Here is an 18,955-nt window from a genome sequence, read left to right as displayed (position 1 = left end):
CATTCAGATCTAAACAGGGTTAATTTGGGCGCGCCTCGTGCCAGCGCGCCCGGCGAAAATCAGACATCCAGCAGCAGACGCGCCGGATCTTCCAGCAGCTCTTTCACCGCGACCAGATAGCCGACAGATTCACGACCATCGATCAGACGGTGATCGTAGGAGAGCGCCAGATACATCATTGGCAGCACCACCACCTGACCATTCACCGCCATTGGGCGATCTTTGATGGCGTGCATCCCCAGAATCGCGCTCTGCGGCGGGTTGATGATCGGCGTAGACATCAGCGAACCGAACACACCACCGTTGGTGATGGTGAAGTTACCGCCGGTCAGTTCTTCCACCGTCAGCTTGCCGTCACGGCCTTTCACCGCCAGCTCTTTAATTTTCTTCTCGATGTCGGCCATGCTCAGCGCATCAACGTCTTTCAGCACTGGCGTCACCAGACCACGCGGCGTTGAGACCGCGATGCTGACATCGAAATAGTTGTGGTACACCACATCATCGCCGTCGATCGACGCGTTAACTTCCGGGAAGCGTTTCAGCGCTTCGACCACCGCTTTGATGTAGAAGGACATAAAGCCCAGACGCACGCCGTGACGCTTCTCGAAGGCATCGCCGTACTGCTTGCGCAGATCCATGATCGGCTTCATGTTGACTTCGTTGAAGGTGGTCAGCATTGCGGTGCTGTTTTTCGCTTCCAGCAGACGCTCGGCCACGCGCTTGCGCAGACGGGTCATTGGCACGCGCTTCTCGCTGCGGTTGGCGACTGCCTGCGGAGCCGCATCGGCTGCCGGTGCCGCTTTCGCGCCGTCGGCTTTCTTCGCCAGATGTTTTTCTACATCTTCGCGCGTCAGACGGCCGCCAACACCGGTGCCTTTAATCTGGCTGGCGTCGAGGTTGTTTTCCGCAATCAGGCGGCGCACGGCCGGGCTGAGCGCGTCATTGCTCTCTTCTTCCAGAGATGCAGTCTGACGCTGTGCAGGCGTAGACTCCTTGCTTTCCACTTTCGCCGTGGTCTCTTTCCCGCCGCTGTTGCCTTCCTTCAGACGGCCCAGAATCTGGCGCGATGTTACGGTGGCGCCTTCGTCTTCCAGCACCGCTTCCAGCACACCGTCAGCGGCGGCAGGCACTTCCAGTACCACTTTGTCAGTTTCGATCTCGACCAGCACTTCGTCGCGGGTCACAGAGTCGCCGGGTTTTTTATGCCAGGTGGCTACCGTGGCGTCCGCTACGGATTCAGGCAAATCGGGAACGAGAATTTCTACGCTACTCATTTTCTTTCCTTTTAATTAACCAAGGTTCAGCGCGTCATTGACCAGGTCTTGCTGCTGTTGTTGATGTACGGACATATAGCCCACGGCCGGTGAAGCAGAAGCCGGACGGCCTGCGTAACGCAGTGACGCACCAAATGGAACCACTTCGCGGAAATGATGCTGACTGCAATACCATGCGCCCTGGTTCAGTGGCTCTTCCTGACACCAGACGAAATCCTGAACATGGGCGTAATTCTTCAGCGCTTCCTGCACCGCTTTGTGCGGGAACGGATAGAGCTGTTCGATACGCACGATGGCGACATCGGTCTGCTCGTTCTTACGACGCTGCTCCAGCAGATCGTAATAAACTTTACCGGAGCACAGCACTACGCGTTTCACCTGCTGCGGATCGAGGTCGTCGATCTCACCAATCGCCGGCTGGAAGCTGCCGTTGGCCAGCTCATCAAGGCTGGACACCGCCAGCGGATGACGCAGCAGCGACTTCGGCGACATCACGATCAGCGGACGGCGCATACCGCGCAGCGCCTGACGACGCAGCATGTGGTACACCTGCGCTGGCGTTGATGGCACGCAGACCTGCATGTTCTGCTCAGCACACAGCTGCAGATAGCGCTCAAGGCGCGCGGAGGAGTGCTCCGGCCCCTGCCCTTCGTAGCCGTGCGGCAGCAGCATCACCAGACCACACATGCGGCCCCATTTCTGCTCGCCGGAGCTGATGAACTGATCGATCACCACCTGAGCGCCGTTGGCGAAGTCACCGAACTGCGCTTCCCAGATGGTCAGCACGCGCGGCTCGGCGGTGGCGTAACCGTATTCGAACGCCAGTACCGCTTCTTCCGACAGCACCGAATCCCACACCTTGAACTGACCCTGACCGTTATGGATGTGGTGCAGCGGAGTGTAAGTCGAACCGTTCTGCTGGTTGTGAATCACCGCGTGACGGTGGAAGAAGGTGCCGCGGCCGGAGTCTTCACCCGACAGGCGCACCGGAATGCCTTCGTCCACCAGCGTGGCGTAAGCGAGGTTTTCCGCGCCGCCCCAGTCGAACAGCTTGTTGCCTTCCGCCATCTCTTTGCGGTCGTTATAAATCTTGGCAACGCGCGACTGCACTTCCACCGCTTCCGGAATGCTGCTGATGCGGCGCGCCAGCTCCTGCAGACGTTTCATGTCCACGGTTTCCGGGTAGCTCTCATCCCACTCGTGGTTGAGGTACGGAGACCAGGTGAACGAGTGCAGGCTCATCGGACGCCATTCCGGCACCACGCACTCGCCTTCATCCAGCGCATCGCGGTACAGGTTTACCAGCTCGGTGGCATCTTCCTGCGTGGCCACGCCTTCGCTTTCCAGCTGATCGGCGTAGATTTTGCGCGGCGTCGGATGCTTTTTGATTTTCTGATACATCAGCGGCTGGGTTGCGCTTGGCTCGTCGGCTTCGTTATGGCCGTGACGGCGGTAGCACACCAGGTCGATGAACACATCGCGTTTGAAGGTGTTGCGATAATCCAGCGCCAGACGGGTAACAAACGCCACCGCCTCCGGATCGTCCGCGTTGACGTGGAAGATCGGTGCCAGCACCATTTTGCCGATGTCGGTGCAGTAAGGGGTAGAACGCGCATCTTTCGGATTCGAGGTGGTGAAGCCCACCTGGTTGTTAATCACGATGCGTACGGTGCCGCCCACTTCGTAACCGCGAGCCTGCGACATGTTCAGGGTTTCCTGCACCACGCCCTGGCCAATAACCGCGGCGTCACCGTGAATGGTGATCGGCAGTACTTTGTTGCTGCCCGGCTCCGCCAGACGATCCAGACGCGCACGCACCGAGCCCATGACGACCGGGCTTACAATTTCCAGATGCGACGGGTTGAACGCCAGCGCCAGGTGCACCAGGCCGCCTTCGGTTTCCACGTCTGACGAGAAGCCCATGTGGTACTTCACGTCACCGGTACCGAGGTGCTCTTTGTGCTTGCCGGAGAACTCGTCGAACAGATCCTGCGGTTTTTTACCCAGCACGTTGATCAGAACGTTGAGACGGCCGCGGTGCGCCATGCCCAGCACCACTTCACGCGTGCCGCTCTTGCCGGCGTGGCGAATCATTTCGCGCAGCATCGGTACCAGCGCATCACCGCCTTCCAGCGAGAAGCGTTTGGCACCCGGGAATTTCGCGCCGAGGTATTTTTCCAGGCCCTCTGCCGCCGTCAGCTCTTTCAGGAAACCTTTTTTCTCGTCCGCGCTGAATGACGCATGGCCTACTACCGATTCCAGACGCTGCTGAATCCAGCGCTTCTCTTCGGTGTTGTTGATGTGCATGTACTCTGCACCAATCGAACCACAGTAGGTCTGCTGCAGTGCGGCATAAAGATCGGCCAGCTTCATGGTCTCTTTGCCAATGGCGAAAGAGCCTACGTTAAAGCTTTCCTGAAAATCGGCGTCGGTCAGATCGTGGAAGGCCGGATCGAGATCCGCCACGCGCTCCTGCTTCCACAGGCCGAGCGGATCGAGGTTAGCGTGCTGATGGCCGCGGAAGCGGAACGCATTAATCAGCTGCAGCACTTTAACCTGTTTGGAATTAGCGGCCGGATCGGTGACTGTGGAGGTGTAGCGGGTGGCGTCTTTCGCCAGGCGGCGGAAGTATTCACGCGTCGTGGAGTGAAACTGCTCAGGTTTCACGCCGGTGCCCGGCAGCTGCTGGAACATCGAGCGCCACACTTCATCAACAGAGTCAGGATCGGTCAGGAAATCCTCATAGAGTTGCTCTATGTAGGACTGGTTCGCGCCGGCCAGCCAGGAGGAGTCCAGCCAGGGTTTCATCGCGCTGTTCTGCATTGTGATCCCTTAAGCATTAATCTGCTTTTTTGAGGTTTCATTTGTTGCCGCTTTCGCGGCTTGCCGTAGTGAGTTCAGCGATACGAACCTGTGCGCAACCGGCGCCTGGCCCGTAAGGGAACCTTTATAAGCGTGGTCAGTACCGCGCTTATAGAGGCTTCCGTAAACGATCGGGAACCTGAGTTCCCGACCGTGACTTCCGTTTGTTACGCCCCGCGCTGCAGCAGCATCGACTTAATATGGCCGATGGCGCGCGTTGGGTTTAAGCCTTTCGGGCACACGCTCACACAGTTCATGATGCTGTGACAGCGGAAAACACTGAAAGCATCATTCAGATTGTCGAGGCGCGCATCGGTTTCGGTGTCGCGGCTGTCAATCAGGAAGCGGTACGCCGCCAGCAGGCCGGCCGGACCGATGAACTTGTCCGGATTCCACCAGAACGACGGGCACGACGTGGAGCAGCAGGCACAGAGAATACACTCGTACAGGCCGTCCAGGTGCTCACGCTGCGCAGGCGTTTGCAGATGCTCGCGCGCTGGCGGATTTTCCCCATTATTCAACAGGAAAGGCTTAATCTTCTCATACTGAGCATAGAATTGTCCCATGTCCACCACGAGGTCGCGGATTACCGGCAGACCGGGCAGCGGACGGATAACAATCTTCTTGCTGCCATTGCCCAGTGCGGAGACCGGCGTGATACACGCCAGGCCATTTTTACCGTTCATGTTGAGGCCATCGGAGCCGCACACGCCTTCACGGCAGGAGCGACGGAAGGCCAGCGTAGGATCCTTCTCTTTCAGACGGATCAGCGCGTCCAGCAACATCATGTCGCGACCATCTTCCGCTTCGAGGGTGTAATCCTGCATGCGCGGTTTGTCATCGACTTCCGGGTTGTAACGATAGATAGAAAATTCGAGTCTCATGATGATCTCCGCAATTAGTAAGTACGCGCTTTCGGCGGGAAGGCCGCACGCAGTTTCGGTTGCATGTTCACCTCACGGCGCGTCATGCTTTCCGTTTGCGGAACATAGAGGCTGTGGCACAGCCAGTTGGCATCATCACGCTCCGGGTAGTCGAAGCGGCTGTGAGCGCCACGGCTTTCGGTGCGGAAGTTGGCCGCTACCGCGGTGGCGTAAGCGGTTTCCATCAGGTTATCCAGCTCAAGGCATTCGATACGCTGGGTGTTGAAGTCCGGTGAACGATCATCGAGACGCGCGTTTTTCAGGCGCTCACGAATCTCTTTCAGCTCGGCCAGGCCTTCACGCATCGCATCCCCTTCACGGAATACCGAGAAGTTGTTCTGCATGCAGCGCTGCAGCGCCTTGCGGATTTCAACCGGGTCTTCACCGGTGGTGTTGTTTTCCCAGCGGTTGAAGCGGGCCATCGCCGCGTCGATTTCATCTTCGGTGGCGTCGCGCAGTTCGCCCTGCTCAGCGATACACTCCATCAGATGAACACCGGCCGCGCGGCCGAATACCACCAGGTCGAGCAGCGAGTTGCCGCCAAGACGGTTTGCGCCGTGTACCGAAACGCAGGCAATTTCGCCTACCGCGAACAGGCCCGGAATCACTTCATCTTCGCCCTGCTCGTCAACGCGCAGCGCCTGACCGGTCACGCGGGTCGGCACGCCGCCCATCATGTAGTGGCAGGTCGGGATAACCGGAATCGGTTCTTTAATCGGGTCGACGTGAGCAAAGGTGCGCGACAATTCGAGGATGCCCGGCAGACGGGATTCCAGCACTTCAGCGCCCAGATGGTCGAGTTTCAGTTTGATGTGTGGACCCCATGGGCCGTCGCAACCGCGACCTTCACGAATTTCCACCATCATTGAACGCGCCACCACATCACGGCCCGCCAGATCTTTGGCGTTCGGCGCGTAGCGCTCCATGAAACGCTCGCCATGCTTGTTCAGCAGATAGCCACCTTCACCACGGCAGCCTTCGGTCACCAGCACACCCGCCCCGGCGATGCCGGTTGGGTGGAACTGCCACATCTCCATATCCTGCATTGGCACGCCGGCACGCAGCGCCATGCCGACGCCGTCACCGGTGTTGATGTGGGCGTTGGTGGTGGACTGATAGATACGGCCAGCACCGCCGGTCGCGAGGATAGTGGCTTTGGCTTTGAAGTAGACCGTTTCACCGGTTTCGATGCAGATGGCGGTACAGCCGACGATCGCGCCGTCAGCGTTTTTCACCAGATCCAGTGCATACCACTCGGAGAAGATGGTGGTTTTGTTTTTCAGGTTCTGCTGATACAGCGTATGCAGCAGGGCATGGCCGGTACGGTCGGCAGCAGCAGCGGTACGCGCCGCCTGCTCACCACCGAAGTTTTTCGACTGACCACCAAACGGACGCTGATAAACGCGGCCGTCATCAAGACGGGAGAATGGCAGGCCCATGTGCTCCAGCTCCAGAATCGCTTCCGGACCGGTTTTACACATATATTCGATCGCGTCCTGGTCACCGATGTAATCGGAGCCTTTGACGGTATCGTACATGTGCCATTCCCAGTTATCTTCGTGGGAGTTACCCAGCGCCACGGTAATCCCGCCCTGCGCCGATACGGTGTGGGAACGGGTTGGGAACACTTTGGATAACAGAGCACAGCTCTGGCCCGATTGGGAGATTTGCAGCGCGGCGCGCATACCCGCACCACCTGCGCCGATCACCACGGCATCAAATTCTCTGACTGGCAAACTCATTTACACACCCCACACCACAACAGTTCCATAAATTGCATACGACAACAGCGCGACCACAATCACCAGTTGCAACACCAGACGCGTTGCCAGCGGTTTCACGTAGTCGGTCAGGACCTGCCACATGCCAATCCAGCCGTGGACCAGAATCGAGAACAGCGTCAGCAACGTGAACACTTTGGTAAAGGAGGAAGCGAAAAAGCCGCGCCAGACGTCATACGTCAGCGTGCCGGTCATCACGACAAAACCGAGGATGTAGAGAATGTAGAGCGTAATTAAGATTGCAGCAGCACGCAGTAACAGCCAGTCATGGATACCGTTGCGTCCTAATGCAGAAGCATTGCTTACCATACGAGGACTCCAGCCAGAATTGAGAGCACGACAGTGATAACAAAAACCGCTTGCGCGGTACGGGTTCCCACCTGCAGGGTTTCTGCCGTAAAACCGAAGTCGGCCAGCATGTGACGAATGCCGCTTGCTGCGTGATATGCCAGCGCGGTCAGAATGCCCCACATGATGAATTTGGCGAAGAAGCTATCCATGATGGATGCCGCTTGCTGGAAACCTTCCGGAGAAGAGAGGGAGAGACCCAGTAACCAGAGCAGAATTCCGAGAGCGACAAAGGTAATCACGCCGGAGACGCGGTGGAGAATGGACGATATTGCAGTAACGGGAAACCGGATCGTCGAGAGATCCAAGTTAACAGGTCTTTGTTTTTTCACGGTTTTGCCCACACAGCTCTTTTTTATTTTGCTTCCTCCGGTCCTGAGTTACAGAAGAGCACAGTGCGTGTTCGGACTGCAACCGCCACCAAAATAGCAACATCCAGTGTTAAGTGAAGCGGGTAAAACGCTGGGTGGCTCCTGGTGTCAGGGTATTCCGGAGACCTGGCGGCAGTATAGGAGGATCACATTCTGATTACAATTCCCCTACAATCTCTTTGGTCACATTTAAGCTGAACAGTGATCCGCCTCACGTATTTCACAATTTATACATTTTTAATTATCTGATTTGACAATAGATCAACATTTCAGTTACAAACGAACGCACTAAAACCCTATGATGCATAAAAGTTATGGGGATACACTTTCCCCTAAGCTCAAGTTATGTAACATTGCCTTTACGAGCAATACAAACCGTCAGGTTATTGGTTACCAAGAAGTTATGTCGTGACAGGATCTTTAACATCCACGATGTGCAGCGCGTCATGCCCGGACACCACCGATTGGCTTTACACATTTCGCTCCGTAACCTTGCAGCATGAACGTTACCGCTGAGTGATGCTGTGAAGATTCTGTTTTAGCCTAAGTCGTGCGGGTTGCAACAAGGCAGTAAGCGTGCAAATGATGGGCGTTTACGCAAGTAAATGACCGCACTGCGCGCGCAGCCAGTGTAGCGGCGGCCCGAAAATACGGCGGGTAAACGCAACATGATGACTGTTCTGGTGTCTAAGATCCTTACCTACTAAGGCGCTATGGAGACGAAAAATGACAGATAAAAAAGTGACGCTAACCCTACAAGATAACAACTCCGTGGAACTGGATGTGATGCAAGGCACGCTGGGACAGGATGTTGTTGATGTCCGCGCCCTTGGCTCAAAAGGCCTGTTCACCTTCGACCCCGGTTTTACCTCTACGGCGTCCTGCGAATCAAAAATTACCTTTATTGATGGTGATGAAGGGATTTTGTTACATCGCGGTTTCCCTATCGATCAGCTGGCTACCCACTCAAACTATCTGGAAGTGTGCTACATCCTGCTGAACGGCGAAGCCCCAACTCAGGCGCAGTACGACGAGTTCCGCACTACCGTAACCCGTCACACCATGATTCACGAGCAGATCACCCGCCTGTTCCACGGCTTCCGTCGTGATTCACACCCGATGGCGGTGATGTGCGGCGTGACCGGCGCGCTGGCTGCCTTCTATCACGATTCATTAGACGTGAATATTGAACGTCACCGTGAAATCGCCGCCTTCCGCCTGCTGTCAAAAATGCCGACCATGGCCGCGATGTGTTACAAATACTCCATCGGCCAGCCGTTTGTGTATCCGCGTAACGACCTCTCCTATGCCGGTAACTTCCTGCATATGATGTTTGCGACGCCGTGTGAAGAGTACAAAGTGAACCCGGTGCTGGAACGCGCCATGGACCGTATCCTGATCCTGCACGCTGACCACGAACAGAACGCATCAACCTCTACCGTGCGTACCGCCGGTTCTTCCGGTGCCAACCCGTTTGCCTGTATCGCCGCCGGTATCGCCTCGCTGTGGGGACCTGCGCACGGTGGTGCCAACGAAGCCACGCTGCGTATGCTGGAAGAGATCAGCACCGTGGATCACATCCCGGAATTTGTGCGTCGCGCCAAAGATAAGAACGATTCGTTCCGTCTGATGGGCTTCGGTCACCGTGTGTATAAGAACTATGACCCGCGCGCGACCGTGATGCGTGAAACCTGTCATGAAGTGCTGAACGAGCTGGGCATGAAGGACGACCTGCTGGAAGTGGCGATGGAGCTGGAGCACATCGCGCTGAACGACCCGTACTTTATCGAGCGCAAACTCTATCCGAACGTCGATTTCTATTCCGGCATCATTCTGAAAGCGATGGGCATTCCATCGTCAATGTTTACCGTGATCTTCGCGATGGCGCGTACCGTTGGCTGGATTGCGCACTGGAAAGAGATGCACGACGAAGGCATGAAGATTGCCCGTCCACGTCAGCTCTACACCGGTTACACCGAGCGCGAATTCAGCTCGGCGCTGAAAAAATAACAATCAGGGCGGGTTATCCCGCCCTTTTCTTTTTTAGCATCCCACAGAAGTTCATGCTGTATCGTGCAGAGCCCTGCCTGGCTGAGCCCCGTTTCAGGCGTCCTCGCGCCGCTGACGCGGTACCTTCACACCCTTCGTCAGTCTGACGGACCGCCGTCGACGGGACATCCTGTCCCGGCTCCGGCTTTCGCCCGCATCCATGCGGTCTCATCCTGACTTCCTCATGCTGTTCAGCGCTGCGGATTGCCTGTCCCGGGGCTCAGCCAGTCAGTGCATTAGCTCTGGTGCAGTTTGCCGGGAGACGATGCGGGGATGGCCTGTCCCGCGCCTCTTCTATTGATGACCAATACTCAATGCTGACAGCCCGGACACCAGTAAAACGGTCGTGATGACAGTACGCCTTTCTCAATGACGGTGCCGCAGCGCCGGCACTTTTTGCCCTGGCGGTGAAACACCTCGAAACGAAACGCTGCCTCTTCGTGATACTTCTTCATGCTGCCACGCATCTGATAAGACAAACGCGGCACCGCCAGCATGGCGTGGCTCAACGCATCCAGCTGCTGGTCGCTCAAATCCTGTGCACGATGCTGCGCCAGCAAACCGGCGTGCCACAAAATCTCGACGCGCAGATAGTTGCCGAGCCCGGCGAGAAATGCCTGATCCAGCAACAAACCGCTGAACTGGCGGCGACGAAAACGCGGCGACAGCAGCCGCTCGCGCACCTCTTCCACCGTCAGCGTGTCGTCCAGCACGTCCGGTCCGACGCGTTGCAAAAACGGATGCGCGCCGAGCGTATCTGCGTTCAGCAGCTCAATATCCGAAGCGCTATACAGCAAAATTGCCCGGTCAGCATTACCCAGCCGCACGCGCAGCTGGCGCGAAGTATTGGGCTCAATCCCGCTCGGCACCACACGCCATACACCGTACAGCTGATTATGGCTGTACAGCGTCAGCCCGTTGGAGAAATGCGTCAGCAGTGCCTTGCCGCGCGTTTCAAAGGCGTCGATGGTTTCCCCCATCAGCGCCGGTTCGTAGGTCTTCAGCGCCGGAAAAGCAAACCACACCTCGGTCAGAGGCTTGCCCACCATTGCCGCTGCAAGTTGATCCGCCGCGCGGCGGATCTCCGGTCCCTCTGGCATAACCGCTCCTGATTAATGGGTTGCGCCGCCCACTTCGCGAATGTCTTTCTCTGTGCTAAGAATCACCTGCAGCGACGTTTCCAGCGCCTGGATCACACTGGCGGTCGACATACTTGGTGCACCAGGATGCTGCGCCGCCTGCTGCGGCATATAAGGAATATGCACGAAACCGCCGCGTGCTGCGCTGCCTGTGGTCTGCAGCCAGTGCAGCAGGTGATACATGACGTTATTGCAGGTAAATGTCCCGGCGGTTTGCGACACCGAAGCCGGAATCCCCACTTCGCGCAGTGCCGCGACCATCGCTTTGATCGGCAGCGTGGAAAAATAGGCCGCCGGTCCCCCGGTGACAATCGGCTGATCGACCGGCTGCTGCTGGTCGTTATCCGGAATGCGCGCATCGTTCACATTAATCGCCACGCGCTCTACGCTGATATCGCTGCGCCCGCCAGCCTGGCCGACGCACAGCACGCGGTGCGGCTGCAACTCTTCCAGCGCAGCGGTCAGCACCTGGCCGCAGCGGGCGAATACCACCGGCAGCTGGCGCACCACAATCCGCGCGCCGCCGAACTCCCGACCATCAAAGCTGCGCACCGCTTCCCACGACGGATTAATGCGCTCGCCGCCAAACGGCTCGAACGCCGTCATTAACACCGTTTTCATCGCAACCTCACAGGAACATCAGGAAATAAAGCAGGAAAATATTTACTACTAACAGTAGCACACCGGTTGGCACCTGAGCCTTGATCACCGCGTTACGATCCGGCAGCTCCAGTAAACGTGCCGGAACAATATTGAAGTTGGCAGCCATCGGTGTCATCAGCGTACCGCAGTAGCCGCAGAACATGCCGATCGCTGCCATCACCGCCGGATTGCCGCCGTGCTGCAGCACCAGAATCGGAATACCGATGCCGGCGGTGACAATCGGGAACGCCGCAAACGCATTGCCCATCACCATGGTCAGCAGCGCCATGCCCAGTGCATACACCGCGACCGCAATCAGCCGGTTATCCACCGCCAGATAGTGTTCAGTCAGATGCGAAATCGCCGTGCCGACGCCGGCGCTGGTAAACAGCAGGCCGAGCGTGGCGAGAATCTGTGGCAAAATAAACGCCCAGCCAACCGCATCCAGCAAACGCCGCGTCTCCTGCATCGACTGCAGCGGCTTCTCATGGGTAAACTTCAGCGCAATCAGCCAGCCCAGCACGCAGCCAATCATCATCGAAAACAGCGTGACCAGCGTCGAATGATTGCCCGGGCCAAACACCCTCTCCTGCAGACCGGGAATATGATTGAACGCCAGCACGCCAATCACCGTCACCAGCGGGATCGCCAGCGCCGGCAGAAACAGCTTATTGCCCAGACGCTGCGCGCTCTGCTGCTTCTGTTCATCGCTGCGCTGATGATAGCGACCGAGGCGCACGCCGCCGAACCCGGCAACCAGCGCCATGATCACCACCGCCGCGCCCACGGCAATATGCAACCAGCGACGTCCCAGCTCCGCATCACCGGCCCACTGCCCCATCAGTTGATAAGCACCGTCGCCAATCAGGAAAATCAGACCGTACAGCGCCCAGAATAAACCGGTGGTAAAACGGCGCGGGTTGGCGCTATCGCGCCATGACAGCAGCGCGACAATCAGCAGGATCGCCCCGGCCAGCCACATCAGATACTGTTGCTGAAACATCACTCACCTCCTTTTGCGCGCAGCGCCTGCTGGTTGAGCGCGCCCAGCTCACGCGACAGCTGACGGTCGAGCCGCACCAGTCGCGATGCATGAATCAGGAACGCACACAGCGCGGTCGGAATGCCCCACAGCGCGATGTGCAACGGCTCGGTGCTGATGCCCGCCGACTCCTGCATAAAGTTGTGCATAAAAATGATCGCGCCGAAGGCCACGAAAATATCTTCACCGAAGAACAGCCCGACGTTATCGGTGGCCGCCGACATGGCGCGCAGCCGCTGACGAATCTCCGGTGATACGCTGCCGTAACGGTTTTCAGTGGCACCTTCGGCCATCGGCGCCAGCAGCGGACGCACCATCTGCGGATGCCCGCCCAGGCTGGTCAGCCCCAGCGCCGCAGTCAGCTCACGCACGAACAGATAGACGATCAGTAAACGGCCGGCGGTGGCGGTTTTGATCCGGGCGATCCACGTCTGCGCACGCTCTTTCAAACCGTGGCGCTCCAGCAATCCGATGACCGCCAGCGGTAACAGCAGGATCAGCGGCAGATTACGGGTATTGAGAAAGCCGGAACCGAGCTTCTCCAGAATATCGCCGAGCGGCATATGCGCCGCCAGCCCGGTAACAAAACCGGCAACAATCACCACCAGCACCGGGTTGAAGCGCAGCACAAAGCCAAGCACAATCGCGGCAATGCCGAGTAACGGCCAGAGATTGACCACGTTATCCATGTTTTCCCCTCGTCAGAGATAAAAAGCCCGGCAACAGGCCGGGCTAACAGTCAATGATCAGGCGCTGGTGACAGCAATCTGATTTGTCGCAAAAGCGGCGCGCAGCGTGCGGGCGAATTCCAGCGCATGGGCGCCATCGCCGTGCAGACAGACCGTCTGCGCATTCACCGCCACCCATTCGCCGCTGACGCTGCGCACCTGACGCTGCTGCACCATGGTGAGCGTCTGCGCCAGCGCCTGCTCAGCCTCTTCGATTAACGCCCCCGGCTGGCTGCGCGGCACCAGCGCGCCACTGGCCAGATAGCCGCGGTCGGCAAACACTTCTTCACGCGTGCGCAAACCGTGATGCGCGGCGGCGGCAATTGAGGCGCTGCCCGCCAGGCCAACCAGAATCAACGCCGGATCGACGGCTTTCACCGCGCGCGCAATCGCATCCGCCAGCTGTGCATCCGCCGCCGCCTGGTTATACAGCATGCCGTGCGGCTTCACGTGCACCAGCTTCGCCTCTTCACTTTCGGCGATGCTTTTCAGGGCACCAATCTGGTAGATCACCTGGGCATACACGGTTTCCGGCGGCAGCTGCATGGCGGTCCGGCCAAAATTTTCCCGGTCGGGAAAGCTTGGATGCGCACCAATCGCCACGCCGTTGGCACTGGCCCAGCGCACCGACTGCAGCATGGTTTCGGCATCGCCGGCATGGAAACCGCAGGCGATGTTGGCCGAGCTCACCAGCTCCAGCAGGGCCCGATCGCTGGCACTGCCTTCACCGAGGTCGGCGTTAAGATCGATCTTCATGAGCAAGCCCCCAGGCTATCTGATCAAGCGAACGTTGCTGCTGCTGTTTGGCCAGCAGCGCCTCCTCCAGCGTGCAGCGGATGAAGTGAATCGGTTCTCCCAGACGAATCTGCGCCAGCTGATAGAGATCGGCTTCGATGACGCAGGCGATACGCGGATAGCCGCCGGTGGTTTGCGCATCGGCCATCAGCACAATCGGCTGGCCGTTCGGCGGCACCTGCACCACACCCGGCACCAGGCCGTGCGACAGCAGTTCACGTGCGACACTGCGCTGCAGCGGACTGCCCTGCAGCCGGTAGCCCATGCGGTTACTTTGCGGGCTGAGCTGCCACGGGTTACGCCAGAATGCGTCCTGCGCGTCGTGGGTAAATTCGTTGTATTCCGGCCCCGGCAGTGCGCGGATGCGGTTGCCCCACAGCAGCTGCCGTACGCCAGCCTGATGGCTGAAGCGGTGCGTCGGCTTGCCCAGCGGCAGCTGATCGCCATCCTGCAGTTTACGCCCCTGCCAGCCGCCAAAGGCCGCTTTGAGATCGGTGCTGTGTGAGCCCAGCATGGCGTCGATGGCGAAACCGCCGTTCACCGCCAGATAGCTGCGCATACCGCGCGTGGGCATAGACAGACTCAGCACCTGGCCTTTTTTCACCGGCAGACGCCAGCCAGTCCACACCGGCTGGCCATCCAGTTCGGCGCTGCAGCTGGCACCGGTCAGCGCAAACCAGCCGTCGCGACGAAACTCCGCTTTGAACTGGCCGAGCACAATTTCCAGCACCGCGCTGTTTTCCGCGTTGCCGACCAGCATATTGGCCGTGCGCATTGAAGGCTCATCCAGTGCGCCGCTCAGGCTGATACCGTATTGTCGCCAGCCGTGGCGGCCGCGATCCTGCACCGAGGTCATTAATCCGGCACGCAAAATGTTTAACATACGCCCTCCCGTTGTGGCACGAAGCGGACGCTGTCGCCGGGACGCAGCAGCGTCGGCGGCTGCTGTTGTGGATCGAACAGGCTAAGCGGCGTGTGGCCAATCAGCTGCCAGCCACCGGGCGCGGCCAGCGGATAGATGCCGGTCTGGCTGCCGCCAATGCCCACCGAACCGCCAGGCACTACCAGCCGGGGCTCGGCGCGACGCGGCGTGTGCAGCCGCTCATCCAGCCCACCGAGATAAGGGAAACCCGGCTGAAAGCCAATGAAATAGACCACGTAATCCGCGCTGCTGTGCAGCTCCACCACCTGTTGCGAGGTCAGCTCCGCCGCACGGGCGACCTCCGCCAGATCCGGTCCGCCCGCGCCGCCATACACCACCGGAATCTCAACCTGACGCGGCTCGGCCAGCAACACCTCGCTCTCTTCCCACCAGCGCTGCAAACGCTCGATAGCATCCAGCGCTTTCAGCTGCGGATCGCGCAGCAGCAGCGTCAGGTTATTCATGCCCGGAATCACTTCCGCGATCTGCTCATTCTGCTGCAGCCGCTGGCACAATCCCCAGATGCGCTGCTGGCTGACGAGCGAAACCGGCGGTTCCAGCTCCAGTACCACCGCCCGCTCACCCAGCAGATAACAACGTGCTCGTTGCAAAACCCACCTCCCGGTCATTAATAAAACGCGCCGTGACCGCAGTGACGGCGCGCCTGAGGGCAATCGCTTATGCGAAAAGTCAATAAGTTATGCGAAAGTGAAGGAGATGTGTCAACTGAATTTGCGCCCGGCACGTGTTTTCCGGGCGCATAAGCGAAGCGGTCAGGCGGGGTTGTCGATATCGATAAAGGTCACATCCAGACCATGCTGGCTGGCGAGCCACTCACCGAGCGCTTTAATGCCGCCGCGTTCGGTGGCGTGATGGCCGGCAGCAAAGAAATGCAGCCCCTGTTCACGGGCGCTGTGAATGGTCTGCTCAGAGACTTCACCGCTGATAAAGGCGTCAACGCCAAAGGCGGCGGCCGCATCGATAAAGCCCTGGCCGCCACCGCTGCACCATGCCACCCGGCGAATCAGCGCCGGAGCATTATCACCGCAGTGCAGCGGCTGGCGGCCGAGGCGCGCCGCGATCTTTTCCGCCAGCGCCGGACCGCTTAGCGGCTCAGCCAGCTCGCCCCAGGGCACCAGCGGCTGAATTTCACCTTTGACGTCGATATCAAACAGCGTGGCCAGCTGGGCGTTGTTGCCCAACTGTGGGTGAGCATCGAGCGGCAGGTGCCAGCCGTACAGGTTGATGTCATTGGCCAGCAGCGTGCGCAGACGCTGGCGTTTCATTCCTTTAATCACCGGCGCTTCGCTCTTCCAGAAGTAGCCATGATGCACCAGTATCGCATCGGCCTGGCGTTTTACCGCCTCATCCAGCAGCGCCTGACAGGCCGTCACGCCGGTGATTACACGGCGCACCTGCTCACGCCCCTCAACCTGCAAACCATTGGGCGCATAGTCGCTGAAGGCACTGGTGTTGAGTTGCTGATTGACAATCTGTTCTAACTCGAAATTGTTCATAACGGCTCCGTGACCGCCTCAGGCTGCGCTGCGCGCGCGCTCGAAGGCGTCTAGTGTCTTTTTACGTGCCGCCTTATGTTCCACGATTGGCGCCGGATAATCGAGTTTCTTGTTATTTTTCTCCGCCCAGGCGTGCGGCTGATGGATGGCGCTGTCCGGTACGTCTTGCAGCTCCGGCAGCCACCGGCGGATAAACTCGCCCTGCTTATCGAAGCGCTCGCCCTGGGTCGTTGGGTTGAAGATGCGGAAGTAAGGCGCGGCGTCGGTGCCGGTCGACGCGGCCCACTGCCAGCCACCGTTATTGGCCGCCAGATCGCCGTCAATCAGCTGCTGCATGAAATAGCGTTCACCCTCGCGCCAGTCAATCAGCAGATCTTTCACCAGGAAGCTGGCGGTGATCATGCGTAACCGGTTGTGCATCCAGCCCAGCGTATTGAGCTGGCGCATCGCTGCGTCGACAATCGGATAACCGGTTTTGCCCTGCTGCCAGGCGGTAAGGTGTTGCTCATTCTGTTGCCAGCTGACGTTGCGCGTCCAGTCGACAAACGGCTGATGCTTACACAGCGCCGGAAAGGCCACCATCAGGTGACGATAAAATTCGCGCCAGACCAGTTCATTGAGCCACACCAGCGCGCTGCCGTTGTTCAGCGCCTGCGGATGCTCCTTCAGAATGCGATGCAGGCACTGACGCGGCGACAGCACACCAATCGCCAGATATGGCGACAGGCGGCTGGTGCCGTCAATCGCCGGTATGTCGCGCTGCTGGTCATATTTTTCTACCCGCTGCTGGGCAAACTGGCGTAGCTGCTTCAGCGCCGCCTCTTCTCCGGCGGGAAACCAGGTTTCGTCGAATTCTTCCACAGGATAATCGAATGCCGCTATTTTTTTGCCGGCGGCCACGGGTGCCCCGACGCGCGCTTTTGGTGCGTGATGGCACTCTGGCAGCCCCTGTTGCAGACGCCGGATAAACGCTTTGCTGAACGGCGTGAACACTTTGAACATGCTGTTGCTGCCGGTCTGTACGCTGCCCGGCGGTAACAGCAGGCTGTCATCGAATCCCTGGCACACCACGCCCTGCTGATCGAGCTGCTTCTCAACCGCAGCATCGCGCTGGCGCTCATTGATTTCATACTGATAGTTGTAAAACAGCGCATCCACCTTGTGCTGCTGGCAGAAGGTCGCCAGATAGTCGACCGACGCGGCGAAGTCATCGCACTGATGATAGTGCAGCTTGATACCGCGTTCTGCCAGCGACTGCTGCAGCAGGGACAGGTTTTGATGGATAAAAGCCGCCTGTTTGGGGGCCATGCTGTGTTGCTGCCACTGGCCGGGCGTGGCGATGAACAGCGCCAGTACCTCGGCCTGACTGTCGCGGCAGGCCGCGGCCAGTGCGCTGTTATCATTCATGCGCAAATCGTTACGCAGCCAGACTAAGTGAGTGCTCATAACGCTCCGCGTTTACTGGCCGTAGCGCAGACGCAGCGCTTCCGGGTAGGGATCGAAATAACGCTGCTGCGCCAGCCACGGGTGCGGGAACTCCGCCATATAATGTTTCAGCATGGTGATGGGGGCCAGCAACGGCTGCACACCGCGACGGTAGCGGTCGATCAGCTGCGCCAGCTCCTGACGCTGCGGTGAACTCAGCTTCGGCCGGAAATAGCCCTGTACATGCATCAGCACATTGGTGTGATTACGACGCGACGCCTGGTGCGACATCAGGTGCATCAGACGGTTACGGTATTCGAAGGCGTACGCATCCAGTGACTCCCACTGTTCCATTGCCGCGACAAACCGTCCCATCTCGCGGTACTCATCCTGCGCATGCGACAGCAGCAGTAATTTGTAGCGACTGTGGAAGGCGATCAGCTTGTGACGCGTCAGCCCGCTGCGCCACATTTCGTTGAACTCATGCAGCGCATAGACGCGCCCCATGAAGTTTTCGCGAATCGCATCATCGTGCAGGCGTCCATCCTCTTCCAGCGGCAGCCACGGCAGCTCTTTTTGCAGGAATGAGGTGAACACGCCGGTGCCGGCTTTGCGATTGTTGTTAGTGTCAGGCTCGTAGACGCGCACGCGCTCCAGTCCGCAGCTCGGCGATTTGGCACACAGGATGTAGCCGCACAGATGGTGCAGCGATTTAACGCGCTCCGCAGACCAGCGGGCCATTTCGTCGGTCAGCTCTTCCCCGCCGTCTTTACTGAAACACAGGTGGATCTGATCGTCGCTCTGTTTGACCAGCCGCAGCGCCGGGCGCGGCGTCGGCAGACCGATGGCCATTTCCGGGCAGACAGGTTCGAAGCGCACAAATGGCGCGAGCTCGTCAGTTGCAAAGGCAAAACGCTTGTGGCCGCCATCGAATCGGACGCTATCCCCGAGCAGGCAGGCACTGATACCTACAGGAATTTTCTCGCTCATACTTGTACAACCTCCAAAATCTTGTAGAGGTTTAAGTGTAGCTGAAATGCCGCGAGATAACAGCGGGACAATGCGTTTGTCGCACCACTTTAAGATAAAAAAACCCGCTGCCTCGAGCGAGGTCACCGGGTTATCACCGCGAAGCCG

Annotated in this window: 17 protein-coding genes; 1 reads left to right on the top strand and 16 read right to left on the bottom strand. The window is 58.7% G+C overall.

The window, feature by feature from the left end:
- Positions 1 to 59: 59 nt before the first annotated feature.
- The 6 genes from odhB to sdhC all read right to left on the bottom strand — a co-directional run bounded on the left by odhB (position 60) and on the right by sdhC (position 7,532).
- Positions 60 to 1,274: a 2-oxoglutarate dehydrogenase complex dihydrolipoyllysine-residue succinyltransferase gene (gene odhB / locus F3J41_RS01790; protein ID WP_021508536.1), complete on the bottom strand. Its 1,215-nt coding sequence runs from the start codon at positions 1,272 to 1,274 to the stop codon at positions 60 to 62.
- 15 nt (positions 1,275 to 1,289) lie between these two features.
- The gene (sucA, locus tag F3J41_RS01785; protein ID WP_021508537.1) at positions 1,290 to 4,097 is read right to left on the bottom strand and encodes a 2-oxoglutarate dehydrogenase E1 component; all 2,808 of its coding nucleotides are present in this window, start codon (positions 4,095 to 4,097) and stop codon (positions 1,290 to 1,292) included.
- A 206-nt stretch (positions 4,098 to 4,303) separates the two neighbouring features.
- Entirely contained in the window at positions 4,304 to 5,020 is a 717-nt protein-coding gene (locus F3J41_RS01780; RefSeq protein WP_021508538.1) for a succinate dehydrogenase iron-sulfur subunit, read from the bottom strand.
- A gap of 14 nt (positions 5,021 to 5,034) precedes the next feature.
- Positions 5,035 to 6,801: a succinate dehydrogenase flavoprotein subunit gene (gene sdhA / locus F3J41_RS01775; RefSeq protein WP_166709777.1), complete on the bottom strand. Its 1,767-nt coding sequence runs from the start codon at positions 6,799 to 6,801 to the stop codon at positions 5,035 to 5,037.
- Positions 6,802 to 7,149, bottom strand: a complete 348-nt coding sequence (sdhD, locus tag F3J41_RS01770; RefSeq protein ID WP_021508540.1) for a succinate dehydrogenase membrane anchor subunit — start codon at positions 7,147 to 7,149, stop codon at positions 6,802 to 6,804.
- Positions 7,143 to 7,532 carry a succinate dehydrogenase cytochrome b556 subunit gene (gene sdhC / locus F3J41_RS01765; protein ID WP_021508541.1) on the bottom strand — a complete coding sequence of 130 codons (390 nt, stop codon included), beginning with the start codon at positions 7,530 to 7,532 and terminating at the stop codon, positions 7,143 to 7,145. Before sdhC ends, sdhD begins: the two co-directional genes overlap by 7 nt.
- A 753-nt stretch (positions 7,533 to 8,285) precedes the next feature.
- Between sdhC and F3J41_RS01760 the strand changes: the two genes are divergently transcribed.
- Complete coding sequence (locus tag F3J41_RS01760; RefSeq protein WP_021508542.1) at positions 8,286 to 9,569, top strand: citrate synthase; 1,284 nt, start codon at positions 8,286 to 8,288, stop codon at positions 9,567 to 9,569.
- Between the two features lie 350 nt (positions 9,570 to 9,919).
- On the opposite strand, the gene nei is transcribed toward F3J41_RS01760, so the two are convergent.
- The 10 genes from nei to F3J41_RS01710 form a co-directional block, all read right to left on the bottom strand.
- Complete coding sequence (gene nei / locus F3J41_RS01755) at positions 9,920 to 10,708, bottom strand: endonuclease VIII (protein ID WP_166709775.1); 789 nt, start codon at positions 10,706 to 10,708, stop codon at positions 9,920 to 9,922.
- Positions 10,709 to 10,720: 12 nt separating this feature from the next.
- Entirely contained in the window at positions 10,721 to 11,368 is a 648-nt protein-coding gene (pcp, locus tag F3J41_RS01750; RefSeq protein WP_059010761.1) for a pyroglutamyl-peptidase I, read from the bottom strand.
- A gap of 7 nt (positions 11,369 to 11,375) precedes the next feature.
- Positions 11,376 to 12,392, bottom strand: coding sequence for a DUF979 domain-containing protein (locus F3J41_RS01745; RefSeq protein ID WP_058769447.1), 1,017 nt, complete (start codon positions 12,390 to 12,392; stop codon positions 11,376 to 11,378).
- Positions 12,392 to 13,120 (bottom strand): DUF969 domain-containing protein, encoded by a 729-nt coding sequence (locus F3J41_RS01740; protein WP_058775286.1) that lies wholly within the window; start codon positions 13,118 to 13,120, stop codon positions 12,392 to 12,394. Before F3J41_RS01740 ends, F3J41_RS01745 begins: the two co-directional genes overlap by 1 nt.
- Before the next feature lie 57 nt (positions 13,121 to 13,177).
- On the bottom strand, positions 13,178 to 13,915 hold the full coding sequence (gene pxpA / locus F3J41_RS01735) for a 5-oxoprolinase subunit PxpA (protein ID WP_166709773.1): 738 nt from the start codon (positions 13,913 to 13,915) through the stop codon (positions 13,178 to 13,180).
- Positions 13,899 to 14,837 (bottom strand): 5-oxoprolinase subunit PxpC, encoded by a 939-nt coding sequence (gene pxpC, locus F3J41_RS01730; protein ID WP_088516295.1) that lies wholly within the window; start codon positions 14,835 to 14,837, stop codon positions 13,899 to 13,901. Before pxpC ends, pxpA begins: the two co-directional genes overlap by 17 nt.
- Positions 14,831 to 15,487 carry a 5-oxoprolinase subunit PxpB gene (pxpB, locus tag F3J41_RS01725; RefSeq protein WP_058757885.1) on the bottom strand — a complete coding sequence of 219 codons (657 nt, stop codon included), beginning with the start codon at positions 15,485 to 15,487 and terminating at the stop codon, positions 14,831 to 14,833. Before pxpB ends, pxpC begins: the two co-directional genes overlap by 7 nt.
- 162 nt (positions 15,488 to 15,649) lie before the next feature.
- Positions 15,650 to 16,393, bottom strand: a complete 744-nt coding sequence (locus F3J41_RS01720) for a type 2 GTP cyclohydrolase I (protein ID WP_021508550.1) — start codon at positions 16,391 to 16,393, stop codon at positions 15,650 to 15,652.
- An 18-nt stretch (positions 16,394 to 16,411) separates the two neighbouring features.
- Positions 16,412 to 17,839, bottom strand: a complete 1,428-nt coding sequence (gene phrB / locus F3J41_RS01715; RefSeq protein ID WP_166709771.1) for a deoxyribodipyrimidine photo-lyase — start codon at positions 17,837 to 17,839, stop codon at positions 16,412 to 16,414.
- Positions 17,840 to 17,851: 12 nt separating this feature from the next.
- A complete protein-coding gene (locus tag F3J41_RS01710) occupies positions 17,852 to 18,808 on the bottom strand; it encodes a 2-thiouracil desulfurase family protein (RefSeq protein ID WP_058775282.1) in 957 nt (318 codons plus the stop codon).
- Positions 18,809 to 18,955 lie beyond the last annotated feature (147 nt).

Origin of the sequence: Pantoea sp. Ap-870 (assembly GCF_011752515.1) — a bacterium.
In the GTDB taxonomy this organism is placed as follows: domain Bacteria; phylum Pseudomonadota; class Gammaproteobacteria; order Enterobacterales; family Enterobacteriaceae; genus Pantoea; species Pantoea dispersa.
This window is presented reverse-complemented; position numbering and strand designations above follow the sequence as displayed.